Here is a 16,121-nt window from a genome sequence, read left to right on the forward strand (position 1 = left end):
GGATGCCGGCAAAGAATATTGCTGGCTCGATCACTTTCTCGGTTTCCAATCCAGGGTCAATTCATCCCATAACGCGTTATTCAGTGGGAACCTTATGAAAAAGTATCTTGCATTCGCCGTTACGCTGCTGGGTATGGGTAAAGTCATCGCCTGTACTACCCTTTTGGTAGGCAATCAGGCTTCGGCTGACGGCTCCTTTATTATCGCGCGCAACGAGGATGGCTCGGCAAATAACGCCAAGCATAAGGTTATTCATCCCGTCGCGTTTCATCAACAAGGCGAGTATAAAGCACATCGGAACAATTTTAGCTGGCCGCTTCCGGAGACAGCGATGCGCTATACGGCGATTCATGACTTTGATACTAACGATAACGCCATGGGTGAAGCCGGTTTCAATTCGGCGGGCGTCGGAATGAGCGCAACGGAAACCATTTATAACGGCAGAGCGGCGCTGGCTGCCGATCCTTACGTGACAAAAACGGGAATCACGGAAGACGCCATTGAGTCCGTGATCCTGCCAGTGGCGCAATCGGCGCGTCAGGGCGCCAAATTACTGGGAGACATTATTGAACAAAAAGGCGCAGGCGAAGGTTTCGGCGTCGCGTTTATTGATAGCAAAGAGATATGGTATCTGGAGACGGGAAGCGGTCATCAATGGCTGGCAGTACGACTTCCGGCAGATAGCTATTTCGTTTCCGCCAATCAGGGACGTTTACGCCATTGCGATCCGAATGATAACGCGAATTATATGGCGTCACCAACGTTAGTAAGCTTTGCGAAAAAGCAGGGATTATATGATCCGGCCCGTGGCGAATTCGACTTTCATCAAGCCTATTCGCAGGATAACAAAAACGATACCACCTATAATTATCCGCGCGTCTGGACGCTACAACACCAGTTTAATCCGCATCTGGATACGGCCGTTAGCGAAGGAGAAACATTTCCTGTTTTTTTAACGCCAATAACGAAAATTAGCGTGGCGGCAGTAAAAAACGCGTTACGCAATCACTATCAGGGAACGTCGCACGACCCTTATGCCAGTCATAATCCACAAGAACCATGGCGACCTATATCCGTTTTTCGTACCCAGGAGTCACATATTTTACAGGTCAGACCGAAATTACCGCAGGCTATCGGCAACGTAGAATACATCGCCTATGGAATGCCATCTCTTAGCGTCTATCTCCCCTATTATCAGGGGATGCGTCATTATCAACCCGGAGATGATAAAGGAACCGATCGGGCGAGCAACGACTCTACCTACTGGACATTCCGCACGCTGCAAACGCTGGTTATGCAGGACTACAATGCGTTTGCGCCAGATGTGCAAAACGCCTGGAAAACATTTGAACAGCAAACAGCTAAGCAGCAGTATAAGATGGAACAGAGCTATCTGAGATTATATGCGTCGCATCCGAAAGAAGCGCAACGCTTACTGCAAAATTTTGAAGATAAAACGATGCAAAATGCGCAGACGCTCGCCCGTCGCCTGACCAATAATATTATTACGACAATGACTTACCGCACAGATATGAAATATCACTTTTCAAGTACGCAACCATAAATTTAATGACAATCTATTAGCCACTCATACACAATAAGATAAAGCGGCACCAGAATTAGCCAGATATAAAAGACAATAATTATTATGGATTCATAGAGAGGATAGTTTATGACACTCCAGGCAAATATCAGCAGAGAGACAAAAGCGGCAAAAACCCAGGAGGTATATAAGCACGTTGTTCTTTTCAAAATGGCCGCCTCCTCTCGCATAAAACGATAACTACAACTTATGTCCCGTGTTACATAACTTTTCCCGACAGGCCTCTTTTACCCACGCTGAAAAATTCCGCGTCTTTTCAGATTTCAACGCGAATTCTATCTGTTCAAGCATGGAATAGGAAAAACGAATATTCTTCGTCACGGTCTTACTTGTCCGGGGCTTTGCTGGCATACACACACCTGTATAACATTTGATGTAACGCCGTTACTTTACGCAGGAGTAAATCGGTGAATTTGATCTGAGTCAAGAAGGTGGGTTTTCAATAAAAGTTGTGCCCTAAATTGTGAAGTTTGTAGATTTTATGAACATTTGATGCGCCGTTCCCCCCCATGATCGCCACTACGTATGCACGTCAGGACACCTCCCCGCCTGATCAGAAGCGTTTCCTCATTAAAAAGGACATTTTTTTAAAGTTCCTGGCGCATAAAAGTCACATTCTTTTAAAGGGTTGTTAACCCTGTTGAATGTTCCCACTCCCCTATTCAGGAATACTAAAAACGCTATGCAAATACAGAGCTTCTATCACTCAGCTTCACTAAAAACCCAGGAGGCTTTTAAAAGCCTACAAAAAACCTTATACAACGGAATGCAGATTCTCTCAGGCCAGGGCAAAGCGCCGGCTAAAGCGCCCGACGTTCGCCCGGAAATTATTGTCCTGCGAGAACCCGGCGCGACATGGGGGAATTATCTACAGCATCAGAAGACGTCTAACCACTCGCTGCATAACCTCTATAACTTACAGCGCGATCTTCTTACCGTCACGGCAACCGTTCTGGGTAAACAAGACCCGGTTCTAACGTCAATGGCAAACCAAATGGAGTTAGCCAAAGTTAAAGCGGACCGGCCAGCAACAAAACAAGAAGAAGCCGCGGCAAAAGCATTGAAGAAAAATCTTATCGAACTTATTGCAGCACGCACTCAGCAGCAAAATGGCCTACCTGCAAAAGAAGCTCATCGCTTTGCGGCAGTAGCGTTTAGAGATGCTCAGGTCAAGCAGCTTAATAACCAGCCCTGGCAAACCATAAAAAATACACTCACGCATAACGGGCATCACTATACCAACACGCAGCTCCCTGCCGCAGAGATGAAAATTGGCGCAAAAGATATCTTTCCCAGTGCTTATCAGGGAAAGGGCGTATGCAGTTGGGATACCAGGAATATTCATCACGCCAACAATTTGTGGATGTCCACGGTGAGTGTGCATGAGGACGGTAAAGATAAAACGCTCTTTTGCGGGATACGTCATGGCGTGCTTTCCCCCTATCATGAAAAAGATCCGCTTCTGCGTCAGGTCGGCGCTGAAAACAAAGCCAAAGAAGTATTAACTGCGGCACTTTTTAGTAAACCTGAGTTGCTTAACAGAGCCTTAGAGGGCGAAGCGGTAAGCCTGAAACTGGTATCCGTCGGGTTACTCACCGCGTCGAATATTTTCGGCAAAGAGGGAACGATGGTCGAGGATCAAATGCGCGCATGGCAATCGTTGACCCAGCCGGGAAAAATGATTCATTTAAAAATCCGCAATAAAGATGGCGATCTACAGACGGTAAAAATAAAACCGGACGTCGCCGCATTTAATGTGGGTGTTAATGAGCTGGCGCTCAAGCTCGGCTTTGGCCTTAAGGCATCGGATAGATATAATGCCGAAGCGCTACATCAGTTATTAGGCAATGATTTACGCCCTGAAGCCAGACCTGGTGGCTGGGTTGGCGAATGGCTGGCGCAATACCCGGATAATTATGAGGTCGTCAATACATTAGCGCGCCAGATTAAGGATATCTGGAAAAATAACCTACATCATAAAGATGGCGGTGAACCCTATAAACTCGCACAACGCCTTGCCATGTTAGCCCATGAAATTGACGCGGTGCCCGCCTGGAATTGTAAAAGCGGCAAAGATCGTACAGGGATGATGGATTCAGAAATCAAGCGAGAGCACATTTCTTTACATCAGACCCATATGTTAAGTGCGCCTGGTAGTCTTCCGGATAGCGGTGGACAGAAAATTTTCCAAAAAGTATTACTGAATAGCGGCAACCTGGAGATTCAGAAACAAAATACGGGCGGGGCGGGAAACAAAGTAATGAAAAATTTATCGCCAGAGGTGCTCAATCTTTCCTATCAAAAACGAGTTGGGGATGAAAATATTTGGCAGTCAGTAAAAGGCATTTCTTCATTAATCACATCTTGAGTCTTGAGGTAACTATATGGAAAGTCTATTAAATCGTTTATATGACGCGTTAGGCCTGGATGCGCCAGAAGATGAGCCACTGCTTATCATTGATGATGGGATACAGGTTTATTTTAATGAATCCGATCATACACTGGAAATGTGCTGTCCCTTTATGCCATTGCCTGACGACATCCTGACTTTGCAGCATTTTTTACGTCTGAACTACACCAGCGCCGTCACTATCGGCGCTGACGCAGACAATACTGCTTTAGTGGCGCTTTATCGCTTGCCGCAAACCAGTACCGAAGAAGAGGCGCTCACTGGTTTTGAATTATTCATTTCAAACGTGAAGCAATTGAAAGAGCATTATGCTTAATTTAATACGTCAACATACTTTCTTAATGAGATAAAACGCGATACGTATGCCCTTTACAAGAGACAAAACCATAATCTTTGGTGGAAATGTAAGGGGCAAACGTTCCTCTTTCTCATTTTGCTCTGTTTGCGGGAGCATTTTTAGTGTGTAAGTATTTCTGCTCGTCAGGTTTTTACGCCATCTACGCACATTTATTCTGCTATAAGTTGAAATACTGCAAAAAAATATTAAGGCTTATTATTTTTTCTTTAGGTAAATTTTCGCTCAACAAACTTAATTGTTTATTCATTGATGATGAAGCGTAAGCTATGCTGGAAATGAAGGAAGTCAATAGTAAGGATAATCTTATTATTCACGGGTGATATTACTTCTGCTTCACCGTTATGGCAGATATCATCGCCTCTTGTCAGATGCCAGACACCTACTCATACTCAACCAAAGCTCTAAATACAAAAATCACCTTATATCTTTTTTTATTATTCCTTGTATAAATGTGACTTGACTCACACCTATAAGGAATCGACTCACTTCCATAAGAAGGAATCAAAATGCCAATAACTAACGCGTCCCCAGAAAATATATTAAGATATTTGCATGCGGCCGGTACCGGTACGAAAGAAGCAATGAAAAGTGCAACTTCACCACGCGGTATACTGGAATGGTTTGTCAATTTTTTTACCTGTGGTGGAGTAAGAAGAAGCAATGAAAGATGCTTTCGGGAGGTAATTGGAAAACTGACCACATCATTATTATATGTAAATAAAGATGCTTTCTTCGATGGTAATAAAATATTTCTGGAGGATGTCAACGGGTGTACTATATGTCTGTCATGTGGAGCAGCATCCGAAAATACGGATCCCATGGTCATTATTGAAGTGAACAAAAATGGAAAAACTGTAACGGATAACGTTGATAGTGAGAGATTTTGGAATGTATGTCGAATGTTAAAGCTGATGAGTAAACATAATATACAACAGCCTGATTCACTTATAACCGAGGATGGTTTTCTGAACCTGCGCGGAGTAAACCTGGCTCATAAAGATTTCCAGGGGGAAGATTTGTCAAAAATAGATGCTTCTAATGCAGATTTCCGTGAAACAACTCTTTCTAATGTAAATTTAGTCGGTGCAAATTTGTGTTGTGCAAATCTACACGCTGTAAATCTAATGGGTTCAAACATGACTAAAGCAAACCTGACTCACGCAGACCTGACTTGCGCTAACATGTCCGGTGTAAACTTAACCGCTGCAATTCTATTCGGCTCAGACTTAACTGACACCAAACTAAATGGTGCAAAATTAGATAAGATAGCTCTAACTTTAGCGAAAGCATTAACAGGAGCCGATCTGACAGGTAGTCAACATACCCCTACTCCACTCCCGGATTACAATGATAAAACGCTTTTCCCCCATCCAATATTTTAGTCGAGATAAAGGGATTTTATAAACAAGAAGTATTCAAACAGAAGCCCCCCTTGTTTTATTAAATAAACCCCGCCCCTAAGTTTCATTATAAATAACATTTTCAGCGTATTTTTACATTGTTGATATGAGAGCGTAGCAGAATAAGCTCTTTGATTAAAAATATCCAGGCTGTGGAGTACCTTATCTCAGGCGCGGGTGGAATAGACCCTGATACAGAAATTGATGACGACACTTATGACGAATGCTACGATGAACTATCCTCCGTACTTCAAAATGCGTATACCCAAAGCGAAACATTCCGCAGACTGATGAATTACGCATATGAAAAAGAACTACATGATGTGGAGCAGCGCTGGCTATCGGGGGCAGGCGAAGCCTTTGAAACTACCGTGGCTCAGGAACACTTCAAACTTTCAGAAGGCAGGAACGTTATTTGTCTCAATCTGGACGATTCTGATGATTCATATACCGAACATTATGAAAGTAACGAAGGACCACAACTTTTTGACATAAAACGTTCATTTATTCATGAAGTTGTACATGCACTGAGCCATCTTCAGGATAAAGAAAAAAATCATCCAGGAGACCCTGTTGTCGAATATACCAACATTATTCTGAAAGAGATGGGGCATCCTTCACCTCCTGGAATGGCCTACATCTTCAATAAATAGACACATCAGGAAACGAAAAGAAACTAAAGACCCGCGTAGTCCGTTTTTTCGGGAAATATTCTAGCAGTATTTTCTAACTATATTCTAAGCGCCTAAAAAAAAAAGGGGCTACCTTTCGGTAACCCCTTGTTTAATCTGGCGGAAGCGCAGAGATTCGAACTCTGGAACCCTTTCGGGTCGCCGGTTTTCAAGACCGGTGCCTTCAACCGCTCGGCCACACTTCCGGAATGAGGCGCACTATAAACATCCCGGTGCGTCATGTAAAGACCGAATGTGTTCGTTTGCGTGAAAAACAGGCAAAATTTCGTTAATTGCCTGAAATAGCGGCACATTGACCATTTCTTCAACACAAAAACTGGCTTAATACGTGTTGATCGTCCCCACTGTTTTACCGCTGTGATTATCAATTTTTTATCGGTAACGCGTGGTTGGCGCTGCCGCCTGTTTTATGGCGTAGCGCCAGGCATGAGAAGACCGTTTTAACGACTGTAATCACCTGAAATCTCTTAAGGAAACTAAACGTAAACGAATGCGTAAAGATGGGTAAAACCACTGGGTGACAGTGACTGTTTTTATTATTCTCCTTTATTAATTACATCTGTCATAAGAGAGTGACTAATGGATCGTATCATTACATCATCGCGTGATCGTAGCTCGCTACTGAGTACGCACAAAGTACTGCGCAACACCTATTTTCTGTTGAGCCTGACGCTGGCTTTCTCCGCAATTACCGCGACAGCCAGTACGGTACTGATGCTGCCCTCCCCCGGCCTGATTCTGACGCTGGTCGGTATGTATGGGCTGATGTTCCTGACCTATAAAACCGCCAATAAGCCGGTCGGTATCCTGTCTGCTTTTGCGTTTACCGGCTTCCTCGGCTATATCCTGGGCCCCATTCTTAACGCCTATCTGTCAGCAGGCATGGGCGATGTCATTGGCCTGGCGCTGGGTGGTACCGCGTTAGTATTTTTCTGCTGCTCCGCTTACGTTCTGACCACCCGTAAGGATATGTCTTTCCTGGGCGGTATGTTAATGGCCGGGATCGTCGTCGTGCTGATTGGTATGGTGGCGAATATTTTCCTGCAACTGCCTGCATTGCACCTGGCGATTAGCGCGGTGTTTATCCTGATTTCCTCGGGCGCTATCCTGTATGAAACCAGTAACATCATTCACGGCGGTGAAACCAACTATATTCGTGCGACCGTCAGCCTGTACGTTTCGCTGTACAACATCTTTGTCAGCCTGCTCAGCATTCTGGGCTTCGCCAGCCGCGACTAATCGACATTCCCCTCTTCCAGCCCTGCTTATGCAGGGCTTTATTTTTTGCTACACTGCCGTCCGTGTTGATTACGCAGTGAAACGTTATGTTGATCTTTGAAGGTAAAGAAATCAGTACTGATAGCGAAGGCTATCTGAAAGAGACGACGCAGTGGAGTGAAGCGCTGGCAGTCGCTATCGCCGCCAATGAAGGCATTGAGCTCTCTGCGGAACACTGGGAAGTCGTGCGCTTCGTGCGCGAATTTTACCTGGAGTTTAATACCTCTCCCGCCATCCGAATGCTGGTAAAGGCGATGGTGAATAAGTTCGGCGAAGAAAAAGGCAACAGCCGCTATCTGTATCGTCTGTTCCCGAAAGGCCCGGCAAAGCAAGCGACCAAAATCGCCGGTCTGCCCAAGCCGGTAAAATGTATTTAATACCGAATACTAAAGCCTGTTAGCGTCTCGCGAGGGCTGTGCGGTTCAGTGAGGATTTTGTCCACACGAGCAGAGCGCGGCCCGCCCTCTTTCAGCCACTTGATGAGTTTTTCCACCTGCGCTGCGTCGCCACAGGCCACCACTTCTACGCTTCCGTCATCCATATTCTTCGCATAGCCGGTTAACCCCAGCCGCTGCGCCTCATGCTGCGTGGTATAGCGAAACCCGACTCCCTGAACGCGACCATAAACCCAGGCGATAATGCAGACGTTCGACATGATGGTTCTCCTTTCATAATCAGTGGTGGAGGCTCATACAGGACATACTTAACGTACCTGACTGGGCAGACACCCATAATGTTGGCGGAATCTGGCCGTAAATCTCGACCCCGACAGGTAACCGCACCGTAGCGCTATTTCGCCGATCGGCAGCGTCGTCGATTGCAGTTGAGAAAGCGCGCAGGACATGCGCACCTCTTCAACAATTTGTCGATAACTCTGCGATTCGCGCTGCAAACGCCGACGCAGCGTCGATGTTCCCATAGCAAGACGGCGGGCTATCTCCTGGGCTGTCCATAGCTTAGCAGGCGAGAGCATAATCAGTTGCCGCACCTGCTCCGTGAGGGTGTAACGCCGTTCAATAAGCAGCGGTCCTGCCGCGCCATCATGCAAAAGCGCTAACAGTAACCCCATCGCCTGATGTTCCTGTAGCCCAACGGGTAAACCCTGGCGCACAGCATCCAACACGTTCTCCCACATAAATGTCAGGCTACGGCTCATCGGCGTACACAGCGATGTCAGGTTTGCCGGTGGATAATCCTGAACGTACATCGTTTTAAAGCGAGCAATAATCTCCGGTGAAAGTAACAACAGGTCGGAGCGAAAACCGTTCTGCGCAGGCTGATTAATAATCTCCAGCGGCGTGTTCGCCGGAATAATAATCAACTCGCCCGGCCCGGCGACAAGGCGGCTATCATCCTGAATGATGACTTTACTGCCCTGCGTAATATGGCAGATAGCGGCGGAAAAAAGCGTAACACGATGCAAACGGTGCAGATGACTGGAACGCACCTCTGCCGTCGTAAGATCCTGATGTCGAATATGCATCTCCTGCACCGTGCCGTCCTCTATTTTATCTTCCGTATGTGGCCGTGAATTGTGCTTTCGCAATCACATGCGCGTTAAGCATAAACCCTACCAACGCGCCACTCGACTCACTGTGGAGCGGCAGTGTTGCCGTATTCAGCGCCCACACAGTAAACTGATAGCGATGAGGCTTATCGCCCGGCGGCGGACAGGCGCCGCCAAAGCCAGCATAACCGAAATCATTCCGTCCCTGCACCACTCCAGCGGGTAACGTTTTTTTATCAGCCCCCGTCGGCAGGTCGTGGATCTGCGCAGGAATATTCACCATCGTCCAGTGCCACCAGCCGCTTCCGGTGGGCGCATCAGGATCGAAGACGGTAATAGCGTAGCTTTTGGTTCCGGCAGGCGGATTGCGCCAGCTCAGCTGCGGCGAAATATTTTCTCCGCTACAACCAAATCCTTTAAAGACGTGCTGTTGCGTTAAACGAAAATCCGCCGGAATATCCGCGCTACTGAGGCTAAACGCCGACGCGGCAGATACGCCGCCACTCAATGCCATCATTGCGGCTGCGGTCAAAGAGAAGACTGTTTTCATTGTATTTCCTTCTTCGTGTAAAGAAAGAACACTATAAAAAGCGTCCGCTGAAGAAACTGTGCCTTTACGATTCTATTTTGTGCAGAAACGCTCACCGCCATACGCTGGTGATTGCCTCTCTCATCTGTGCTACCCTACGCGCCATTTCGTTTTCACGGTCCCTGGCTGGAGCTATTATCCGGCTCGCGTCACTGTTTGTGAGAGGTTACTCCGCATGACTGAATCTACATTTCCGCAATATCCCCGTTTAGTCCTCAGCAAAGGGCGAGAAAAATCTTTACTCCGCCGCCACCCATGGGTCTTTTCCGGTGCCGTATCCCGCCTGGAAGGCAAAGCCAACCTCGGTGAAACTATCGATATCGTTGACCATCAGGGAAAGTGGTTAGCACGCGGCGCCTGGTCGCCAGCATCCCAGATCCGCGCGCGCGTCTGGACATTTGATAAAGCAGAATCCATTGATATTGCGTTTTTCACCCGCCGCCTGCGCCAGGCGCAGCAGTGGCGCGACTGGCTGGCGAAAAAAGACGGCCTGGATAGCTATCGTCTGATCGCCGGTGAGTCCGATGGCCTGCCTGGCGTCACTATCGATCGTTTTGGTCATTTTTTGGTGCTGCAACTGCTCAGCGCCGGGGCCGAATATCAACGCGCCGCATTAATTAGCGCTCTACAAACATGCTATCCGGATTGCGCTATTTACGATCGCAGCGACGTCGCCGTGCGGAAAAAAGAAGGGATGGCGCTGACGCAAGGTCCGGTCACTGGCGAACTGCCGCCTGCGCTTCTGCCAATTGAAGAACACGGTATGAAATTACTGGTCGATATCCAGGGCGGCCACAAAACCGGTTATTATCTTGATCAGCGCGACAGTCGTCTGGCGACGCGCCGCTACGTGGAAAATCAGCGGGTACTGAACTGCTTCTCTTATACCGGCGGTTTTGCCGTGTCGGCATTAATGGGCGGTTGTCGCCAGGTTGTCAGCGTGGATACCTCACAGGATGCGCTGGATATCGCCAGGCAAAACGTTGAACTGAACCAACTGGACTTGAGCAAAGCCGAATTCGTGCGCGATGACGTGTTTAAGTTGCTGCGCGCTTACAGTGAACACGGCGAAAAATTCGACGTCATCATCATGGACCCGCCCAAATTCGTCGAAAATAAAAGCCAGTTAATGGGTGCCTGCCGGGGCTATAAAGACATTAACATGTTAGCGATTCAACTGCTCAATCCGGGCGGCATACTGCTGACATTCTCTTGCTCCGGACTGATGACCAGCGATTTATTTCAGAAAATCATTGCCGATGCCGCAATAGATGCCGGTCGTGATGTACAATTTATAGAGCAGTTCCGTCAGGCCGCCGATCACCCGGTGATCGCCACCTACCCGGAAGGGCTGTATCTGAAAGGGTTTGCCTGTCGCGTCATGTAACTTGAAAAGTGGAATAGTATCCTCATATAAAGGGTATCTATTTCCCGGGAGGTGACTATGATAGCCAGCAAATTCGGTATCGGCCAACAGGTCCGCCATTCCCTGTTAGGTTACCTCGGAGTGGTCGTCGATATCGACCCGGAATATTCGCTTGATGAGCCGTCGCCTGATGAACTGGCGGTTAACGACGAACTTCGCGCCGCTCCGTGGTACCACGTGGTAATGGAAGATGATGATGGTCAGCCAGTGCATACTTATCTGGCCGAGGCCCAGTTGCGAAGCGAAATGCGGGACGAGCATCCAGAACAGCCATCGATGGATGAACTGGCGCGTACCATTCGCAAACAGCTTCAGGCGCCGCGACTACGTAACTGATTGTATTTAAAAGGCCGGAGGGCGATATCCGGCCATTTAAACTTTTATTTCGCCAGCCCCAGGCGAGGGATCTCAATCGCCGGGCAGCGATCCATCACCACGGTCATGCCTGCATCCCGCGCCAGTACCGCCGCCTGCTCGTTGATCACGCCAAGCTGTAGCCACAGCGTTTTTGCGCCGATAGCGATAGCTTCCTGCGCAACGCCCCATGCAGCTTCAGAGTTGCGAAAAACATCCACCATATCGACTTTTTCTGGAATGTCCGCCAGCGTGGCATACCCCTGTTGCCCCAGCAATGTCTTACCCGCGACTTTTGGCGCAACCGGAATCACATGGTAACCCTGCTCAAGCAGGTATTTCATTACCCGATAACTTGGACGATCGGGTTTATCGCTCGCACCTACCAGCGCGATAGTGCGAGTGGACGTCAATACATCAGCAATATCGGTCTCTTTCATCATCTTTCTCCTGGCTGTTTTGCAAAGTGTACGACAAACCTGACATAGCAACCATTCATCCCATACCGATGTATGAGAGCAAAACGCCAAAATATGTCTATATGTTAGTAAACATGATCTAAGAAAAATTTCGATACATTATTAGCCAGACGGCCTTTGGACAGGAGAACCTTATGAAAACCGGCGCGCTAACCACCTTCCTTGCTCTCTGTTTGCCGGTGACTGTTTTTGCCACAACGCTCCGTTTGTCGAATGAGGTTGATCTGCTGGTGCTGGACGGTAAAAAGGTGTCCAGCTCTTTATTACGCGGCGCAGAGAGCATCGAACTGGAAAACGGGCCGCATCAACTCGTTTTCCGGGTGGAAAAAACCATCCGCCTGCCCGGTAATGAAGAGCGGCTTTATATTTCTCCGCCGCTGGTGATAAGTTTCGATACCCAGCTGATAAGTCAGGTCAATTTTCAGCTCCCGCGGCTGGAAAACGAGCGCGAAGCCTCGCATTTTAACGCGGCGCCGCGTCTGGCGCTTTTGGACGGCGACGCCATGCCCATTCCGGTAAAACTCGATATTCTGGCCATTACTTCTACGGCTAAAGTGGTCGATTATGAAATAGAGACCGAGCGTTATAATAAATCGGCGAAACGCGCCTCGCTTCCTCAGTTCGCCACGATGATGGCAGACGACAGCACATTACTTTCCGACGTCTCAGAGCTTGATACCGTACCGCCGCAATCACAAACTCTGACAGAACAGCGGCTGAAATATTGGTTCCGACTGGCCGACCCGCAGACACGCCATCATTTTCTGCAATGGGCGGAAAAACAGCCGCCCTCTTGATATGAGTTGTCCCAGCGCGCAATTTTTTTGTCTTTCTCTTGCAGCATCAAGCGCTTCCAGTAATCTGTAGACAGGTTAACTACGGAATCGAATTATGGAACTGACGACTCGCACCTTGCCGACGCGCAAACATATCGCGTTGGTTGCTCACGACCACTGCAAACAGATGTTAATGAACTGGGTGGAACGCCATCAGCCGTTGCTGGAAAAACACGTTCTTTATGCAACCGGCACCACGGGGAATCTGATCCAGCGCGCAACCGGTATGGACGTTAATGCGATGCTGAGCGGCCCGATGGGCGGCGACCAGCAGGTTGGCGCGCTCATTTCAGAAGGGAAAATCGACGTGTTGATTTTCTTCTGGGACCCGCTTAACGCGGTACCGCACGACCCCGATGTCAAAGCGCTACTGCGTCTGGCCACCGTATGGAATATTCCTGTCGCCACTAATGTCTCAACGGCGGACTTTATCATCCAGTCCCCGCATTTTAATGACGCTGTAGATATTCTTATTCCGGATTATGCGCGTTATCTGGCCGAGCGCCTGAAATAACCGCTACGCGGGCGGGATGCTGTACCGCCCGCGCTTTAGGGCTTCCTCGCCACCGGCACATCCAGCTGTTTAAGCGCCTCCACAAAGCGCGAGGGATTATCTTTATTAAAAAGCAGCCAGACCCGCGCACGCGCGCGCGTCAACGCCACATATAACAAACGCCGCTCTTCAGCGTCCGGAAAATCCTCAACCTGAGGAAGAAGCGCACTTTCCATAATGGATTCTCGCGCCGGGGCGGGGAAACCGTCGTTACCCTCCTGCAATCCGACAAGAATCACGTAATCGGCCTGTTGGCCTTTGCTGGCATGGATAGTCATGAAGTCTATCTGTAACTTCGGCCAGCGAGTCGCCGCTTTTTGTAGACTCGCGGGTTTCAGATGATGATAGCGCGCCAGCACCAGGATACGTTCATCTTCCTTCGCATAGCCGGATAATTTATCCAGTAACGCGTCCAACTGGCTTTCATCTAATAACGTCACCGCTTTTTTATCGCCTGGGGTCAGACTATTTAACGGTTTTTTAAGCTGGTGCGGATTCTGCTGTACAAAGCGATTGGCAATATCGCCAATCCGACTGTTAAAACGGTACGTGGTGTCCAGGTGGCAATGCTCGCCCTCGCCGAACGTCTGATGAAACGCCGTCGTTAAGGAGAGCTGCGCCCCGCTAAAACGGTAAATCGCCTGCCAGTCATCGCCAACGGCAAACAGTGTAGTCTGGCTATTCTGCTTGCGCAGCGCCTCTAACAGCGACGCCCGTTGCGGGGAAATATCCTGAAATTCATCGACCAGAATATGCTTCCACGGGCTGATAAAACGCCCTTTTTCGAGGATCACCATTGCCTGATGGATCAGCCCGGAGAAATCAACGGCATTTTCCGCTTTCAACGCGCTTTTCCAGGACTTCAGCAGCGGCGCCATCAGCTTAATGCGTTTGCCAAACAGCTCGCGGCACTCCTCTGGCGCGCCAGCGATCATTTCTGCCTGCGCGCCGCCGTGCATACGCATCAAGCTGACCCAACGATCCAGACGAGGGGCCAGACGCCGCTGCAATGTCTCATCGTCCCAGAAATTACCTTCCGGCACCGCCCACTGCATCTCCTCTTCCAGCCACTGACGCCAGCCTTTGGCCTGCGCTTTTTTCTCGCTACACTGCTGACGCCAGGTGTGCAGAAATAGCTGATGCCGCGCGGTGGCGTCACTTTCCAGCTTACTGACAACCGGCGCTTTTTTACTGCCTTGCTGAATAATATATAGCGCCAGCGAATGGAACGTACGGGCAGTAATCTCTTCCGTATGTAAGCGCTCGCGGATACGCTCATCCATCTCCTCTGCCGCCTTGCGGCCAAACGCCAGTAAAAGAATTTGCCCCGCATCGGCTTGTCCGCGCGCCAACAGCCAACCCGCGCGCGCCACCAGCACCGAGGTTTTGCCGCTTCCCGCCCCCGCCAGTACCAGTAACGATGATTCGCCATTAACCACCGCCCTGGCCTGGGAGGGATTAAGCGGAGAGGATTCTATCTGCGTAAAAAAGTCGGCATGCGCTTCCAGCATGGCATCAGCATACGCCTGATTATGCTGCTGCCGACTTCCCTCGCTATCCTGTAACCAGGCCAGACACTTACGCCATATCTCGCGACAGTGAGCAAACTCCTCCAGACGTGAGACCGGTAGCGGCAAGGCGGCAAACGTCTGGCGAATTTCGTGTTCCAGCCCCCGAACGCGTTCACGGGTAAGCCATTGGTTTTCGCCCGTTCGCTCACTAATACGCGCCCATTGCTCTTGTAATGCCTGCGCGGCGACATCACTCATCTCCTGGCTCCAGCGACGCCAGTGCGCGTCCAGATAGCGATGGAATTTCTGGGTTTCCGACCACTCGGTACCGTGCAAACGCACGACTTTATCCTCCGGCAGGACAAACTCCAGCTCGCCCCATACCAGCCCACGCTTACAGTGAATCGCCAATAACTGATTGAATGGAATAAGATATTCATGCCTGTCGCCAGACACTTTCACCCCAGCGTTGAGGATCACGGCACGATCATACGGGTGTTGCGCCAGACGTTTTCCAAGAGAAGTTGCTTTCAGTTCCATGACTCAGCGAATCCAGACGTAAAGATGTGCTTATCAGTGTAACCGCCAGAGAAAACGTGCTCCAGTCTAAAAAAACGTTACAATTGCCCGCAGTGATAGAAAACCGGAATGAACTGAGGGTTTATGCGTACCGTTCTGAATATTTTAAACTTTGTACTGGGCGGCTTTGCCACTACGCTGGCCTGGCTGCTGGCGACGCTGGTCAGTATTGTGCTTATTTTCACCCTGCCGTTGACCCGCTCCTGCTGGGAGATAACCAAACTGTCCCTGTTCCCTTACGGTAATGAAGCCATTCACGTTGACGAACTTAATCCGGCGGCGAAAAGCGTATTAATGAATACTGGCGGTACTTTGCTGAATATTTTCTGGTTACTTTTTTTCGGCTGGTGGCTATGCCTGATGCACATTGCCTCCGGTATCGCGCAGTGTGTCACTATCATCGGGATACCTGTCGGTATTGCGAACTTTAAAATTGCCGCGATTGCGCTTTGGCCTGTCGGTCGCCGCGTCGTCTCTGTAGAAACCGCTCGCGCCGCGCGAGAAGCTAACGCGCGCCGCCGTTTTGAATGATCGGGACAAATAGCC

The 16,121-nt window shown here is 49.1% G+C and carries 18 protein-coding genes, 1 tRNA gene and 2 pseudogenes; 13 read left to right on the forward strand and 8 right to left on the reverse strand.

Annotation, left to right across the window (positions count from 1 at the left end):
- Positions 1-94 precede the first annotated feature (94 nt).
- Together ACLJPE_RS06310 and ACLJPE_RS06315 are read left to right on the forward strand one after the other, a co-directional pair.
- A complete protein-coding gene (locus ACLJPE_RS06310) occupies positions 95-1,564 on the forward strand; it encodes a C69 family dipeptidase (RefSeq protein ID WP_039513107.1) in 1,470 nt (489 codons plus the stop codon).
- Positions 1,565-1,672: 108 nt separating this feature from the next.
- Positions 1,673-1,783 carry a hypothetical protein gene (locus tag ACLJPE_RS06315; RefSeq protein WP_000174815.1) on the forward strand — a complete coding sequence of 37 codons (111 nt, stop codon included), beginning with the start codon at positions 1,673-1,675 and terminating at the stop codon, positions 1,781-1,783.
- Here the strand turns inward: ACLJPE_RS06315 and ACLJPE_RS06320 are convergent, their stop codons facing one another.
- Positions 1,784-1,954, reverse strand: coding sequence for a YlcI/YnfO family protein (locus ACLJPE_RS06320; RefSeq protein WP_001111006.1), 171 nt, complete (start codon positions 1,952-1,954; stop codon positions 1,784-1,786). It lies immediately after the preceding gene.
- A 331-nt stretch (positions 1,955-2,285) separates the two neighbouring features.
- Here ACLJPE_RS06320 and sopB point away from each other — a divergent pair, with 331 nt between their 5' ends.
- Both sopB and sigE read left to right on the forward strand, forming a co-directional pair.
- Complete coding sequence (sopB, locus tag ACLJPE_RS06325; protein ID WP_031601786.1) at positions 2,286-3,971, forward strand: SPI-1 type III secretion system effector inositol phosphate phosphatase SopB; 1,686 nt, start codon at positions 2,286-2,288, stop codon at positions 3,969-3,971.
- Positions 3,972-3,987: 16 nt separating this feature from the next.
- Complete coding sequence (gene sigE / locus ACLJPE_RS06330; protein WP_000444724.1) at positions 3,988-4,329, forward strand: type III secretion system chaperone SigE; 342 nt, start codon at positions 3,988-3,990, stop codon at positions 4,327-4,329.
- A 9-nt stretch (positions 4,330-4,338) separates the two neighbouring features.
- Here sigE and ACLJPE_RS06335 read toward each other — a convergent pair.
- Positions 4,339-4,660 (reverse strand): annotated as a pseudogene (locus ACLJPE_RS06335) (hypothetical protein).
- A 217-nt stretch (positions 4,661-4,877) separates the two neighbouring features.
- Here ACLJPE_RS06335 and pipB point away from each other — a divergent pair.
- Together pipB and ACLJPE_RS06345 are read left to right on the forward strand one after the other, a co-directional pair.
- Positions 4,878-5,753 carry an SPI-2 type III secretion system effector PipB gene (pipB, locus tag ACLJPE_RS06340; protein ID WP_001123036.1) on the forward strand — a complete coding sequence of 292 codons (876 nt, stop codon included), beginning with the start codon at positions 4,878-4,880 and terminating at the stop codon, positions 5,751-5,753.
- A 170-nt stretch (positions 5,754-5,923) separates the two neighbouring features.
- A pseudogene (locus ACLJPE_RS06345) lies at positions 5,924-6,424 on the forward strand (PipA/GogA/GtgA family type III secretion system effector); the annotation flags it as partial.
- A gap of 136 nt (positions 6,425-6,560) precedes the next feature.
- Here ACLJPE_RS06345 and ACLJPE_RS06350 read toward each other — a convergent pair.
- A tRNA-Ser gene (locus ACLJPE_RS06350) sits at positions 6,561-6,648 on the reverse strand.
- Positions 6,649-7,042: 394 nt separating this feature from the next.
- Between ACLJPE_RS06350 and yccA the strand changes: the two genes are divergently transcribed.
- Together yccA and tusE are read left to right on the forward strand one after the other, a co-directional pair.
- Positions 7,043-7,702, forward strand: a complete 660-nt coding sequence (yccA, locus tag ACLJPE_RS06355; RefSeq protein ID WP_000374046.1) for an FtsH protease modulator YccA — start codon at positions 7,043-7,045, stop codon at positions 7,700-7,702.
- An 86-nt stretch (positions 7,703-7,788) separates the two neighbouring features.
- Entirely contained in the window at positions 7,789-8,118 is a 330-nt protein-coding gene (tusE, locus tag ACLJPE_RS06360) for a sulfurtransferase TusE (protein ID WP_039513103.1), read from the forward strand.
- Here the strand turns inward: tusE and yccX are convergent.
- From yccX to ACLJPE_RS06375, 3 genes are read right to left on the reverse strand one after another with little or no spacing between them, the layout of a single operon-like run.
- Positions 8,115-8,396 carry an acylphosphatase gene (gene yccX / locus ACLJPE_RS06365; RefSeq protein ID WP_000072884.1) on the reverse strand — a complete coding sequence of 94 codons (282 nt, stop codon included), beginning with the start codon at positions 8,394-8,396 and terminating at the stop codon, positions 8,115-8,117. The two genes, tusE and yccX, sit on opposite strands and share 4 nt — an antisense overlap.
- Positions 8,397-8,444: 48 nt before the next feature.
- The gene (locus ACLJPE_RS06370) at positions 8,445-9,224 is read right to left on the reverse strand and encodes a helix-turn-helix transcriptional regulator (RefSeq protein ID WP_000548082.1); all 780 of its coding nucleotides are present in this window, start codon (positions 9,222-9,224) and stop codon (positions 8,445-8,447) included.
- 25 nt (positions 9,225-9,249) lie between these two features.
- The gene (locus tag ACLJPE_RS06375) at positions 9,250-9,798 is read right to left on the reverse strand and encodes a YbhB/YbcL family Raf kinase inhibitor-like protein (RefSeq protein ID WP_000859418.1); all 549 of its coding nucleotides are present in this window, start codon (positions 9,796-9,798) and stop codon (positions 9,250-9,252) included.
- Positions 9,799-10,012: 214 nt separating this feature from the next.
- Between ACLJPE_RS06375 and rlmI the strand changes: the two genes are divergently transcribed.
- Positions 10,013-11,224: a 23S rRNA (cytosine(1962)-C(5))-methyltransferase RlmI gene (rlmI, locus tag ACLJPE_RS06380; protein ID WP_039513100.1), complete on the forward strand. Its 1,212-nt coding sequence runs from the start codon at positions 10,013-10,015 to the stop codon at positions 11,222-11,224.
- Positions 11,225-11,281: 57 nt separating this feature from the next.
- A complete protein-coding gene (hspQ, locus tag ACLJPE_RS06385; RefSeq protein WP_000561983.1) occupies positions 11,282-11,599 on the forward strand; it encodes a heat shock protein HspQ in 318 nt (105 codons plus the stop codon).
- Between the two features lie 44 nt (positions 11,600-11,643).
- On the opposite strand, the gene ACLJPE_RS06390 is transcribed toward hspQ, so the two are convergent.
- Positions 11,644-12,057: a CoA-binding protein gene (locus ACLJPE_RS06390; protein WP_001537782.1), complete on the reverse strand. Its 414-nt coding sequence runs from the start codon at positions 12,055-12,057 to the stop codon at positions 11,644-11,646.
- Positions 12,058-12,230: 173 nt separating this feature from the next.
- On the opposite strand from ACLJPE_RS06390, the gene ACLJPE_RS06395 reads away from it, so the two are divergent.
- Together ACLJPE_RS06395 and mgsA are read left to right on the forward strand one after the other, a co-directional pair.
- Complete coding sequence (locus ACLJPE_RS06395) at positions 12,231-12,893, forward strand: DUF2057 family protein (RefSeq protein ID WP_000847732.1); 663 nt, start codon at positions 12,231-12,233, stop codon at positions 12,891-12,893.
- Positions 12,894-12,987: 94 nt separating this feature from the next.
- A complete protein-coding gene (gene mgsA / locus ACLJPE_RS06400; RefSeq protein WP_000424187.1) occupies positions 12,988-13,446 on the forward strand; it encodes a methylglyoxal synthase in 459 nt (152 codons plus the stop codon).
- A gap of 35 nt (positions 13,447-13,481) precedes the next feature.
- Here the strand turns inward: mgsA and helD are convergent, their stop codons facing one another.
- Positions 13,482-15,536: a DNA helicase IV gene (helD, locus tag ACLJPE_RS06405; RefSeq protein WP_039513098.1), complete on the reverse strand. Its 2,055-nt coding sequence runs from the start codon at positions 15,534-15,536 to the stop codon at positions 13,482-13,484.
- 123 nt (positions 15,537-15,659) lie between these two features.
- On the opposite strand from helD, the gene ACLJPE_RS06410 reads away from it, so the two are divergent.
- Complete coding sequence (locus tag ACLJPE_RS06410; protein ID WP_001261222.1) at positions 15,660-16,106, forward strand: YccF domain-containing protein; 447 nt, start codon at positions 15,660-15,662, stop codon at positions 16,104-16,106.
- Positions 16,107-16,121 lie beyond the last annotated feature (15 nt).

Origin of the sequence: Salmonella sp. SAL04196, from assembly GCF_046550835.1 — a bacterium.
GTDB lineage: Bacteria > Pseudomonadota > Gammaproteobacteria > Enterobacterales > Enterobacteriaceae > Salmonella > Salmonella enterica.

Excerpts from the sequence above, each read along its gene's own strand:
- ACLJPE_RS06410 (WP_001261222.1), top strand. The coding sequence starts at position 15,660 with ATGCGTACCGTTCTGAATATTTTAAACTTTGTACTGGGCGGCTTTGCC.
- tusE (WP_039513103.1), top strand. The coding sequence starts at position 7,789 with ATGTTGATCTTTGAAGGTAAAGAAATCAGTACTGATAGCGAAGGCTAT.
- yccA (WP_000374046.1), top strand. The coding sequence starts at position 7,043 with ATGGATCGTATCATTACATCATCGCGTGATCGTAGCTCGCTACTGAGT.
- yccX (WP_000072884.1), bottom strand. The coding sequence starts at position 8,396 with ATGTCGAACGTCTGCATTATCGCCTGGGTTTATGGTCGCGTTCAGGGA.
- ACLJPE_RS06395 (WP_000847732.1), top strand. The coding sequence starts at position 12,231 with ATGAAAACCGGCGCGCTAACCACCTTCCTTGCTCTCTGTTTGCCGGTG.
- ACLJPE_RS06320 (WP_001111006.1), bottom strand. The coding sequence starts at position 1,954 with ATGCCAGCAAAGCCCCGGACAAGTAAGACCGTGACGAAGAATATTCGT.
- ACLJPE_RS06310 (WP_039513107.1), top strand. The coding sequence starts at position 95 with ATGAAAAAGTATCTTGCATTCGCCGTTACGCTGCTGGGTATGGGTAAA.
- rlmI (WP_039513100.1), top strand. The coding sequence starts at position 10,013 with ATGACTGAATCTACATTTCCGCAATATCCCCGTTTAGTCCTCAGCAAA.
- helD (WP_039513098.1), bottom strand. The coding sequence starts at position 15,536 with ATGGAACTGAAAGCAACTTCTCTTGGAAAACGTCTGGCGCAACACCCG.
- ACLJPE_RS06390 (WP_001537782.1), bottom strand. The coding sequence starts at position 12,057 with ATGAAAGAGACCGATATTGCTGATGTATTGACGTCCACTCGCACTATC.
- sigE (WP_000444724.1), top strand. The coding sequence starts at position 3,988 with ATGGAAAGTCTATTAAATCGTTTATATGACGCGTTAGGCCTGGATGCG.
- ACLJPE_RS06370 (WP_000548082.1), bottom strand. The coding sequence starts at position 9,224 with ATGCATATTCGACATCAGGATCTTACGACGGCAGAGGTGCGTTCCAGT.
- ACLJPE_RS06375 (WP_000859418.1), bottom strand. The coding sequence starts at position 9,798 with ATGAAAACAGTCTTCTCTTTGACCGCAGCCGCAATGATGGCATTGAGT.
- hspQ (WP_000561983.1), top strand. The coding sequence starts at position 11,282 with ATGATAGCCAGCAAATTCGGTATCGGCCAACAGGTCCGCCATTCCCTG.
- mgsA (WP_000424187.1), top strand. The coding sequence starts at position 12,988 with ATGGAACTGACGACTCGCACCTTGCCGACGCGCAAACATATCGCGTTG.
- ACLJPE_RS06315 (WP_000174815.1), top strand. The coding sequence starts at position 1,673 with ATGACACTCCAGGCAAATATCAGCAGAGAGACAAAAGCGGCAAAAACC.
- pipB (WP_001123036.1), top strand. The coding sequence starts at position 4,878 with ATGCCAATAACTAACGCGTCCCCAGAAAATATATTAAGATATTTGCAT.
- sopB (WP_031601786.1), top strand. The coding sequence starts at position 2,286 with ATGCAAATACAGAGCTTCTATCACTCAGCTTCACTAAAAACCCAGGAG.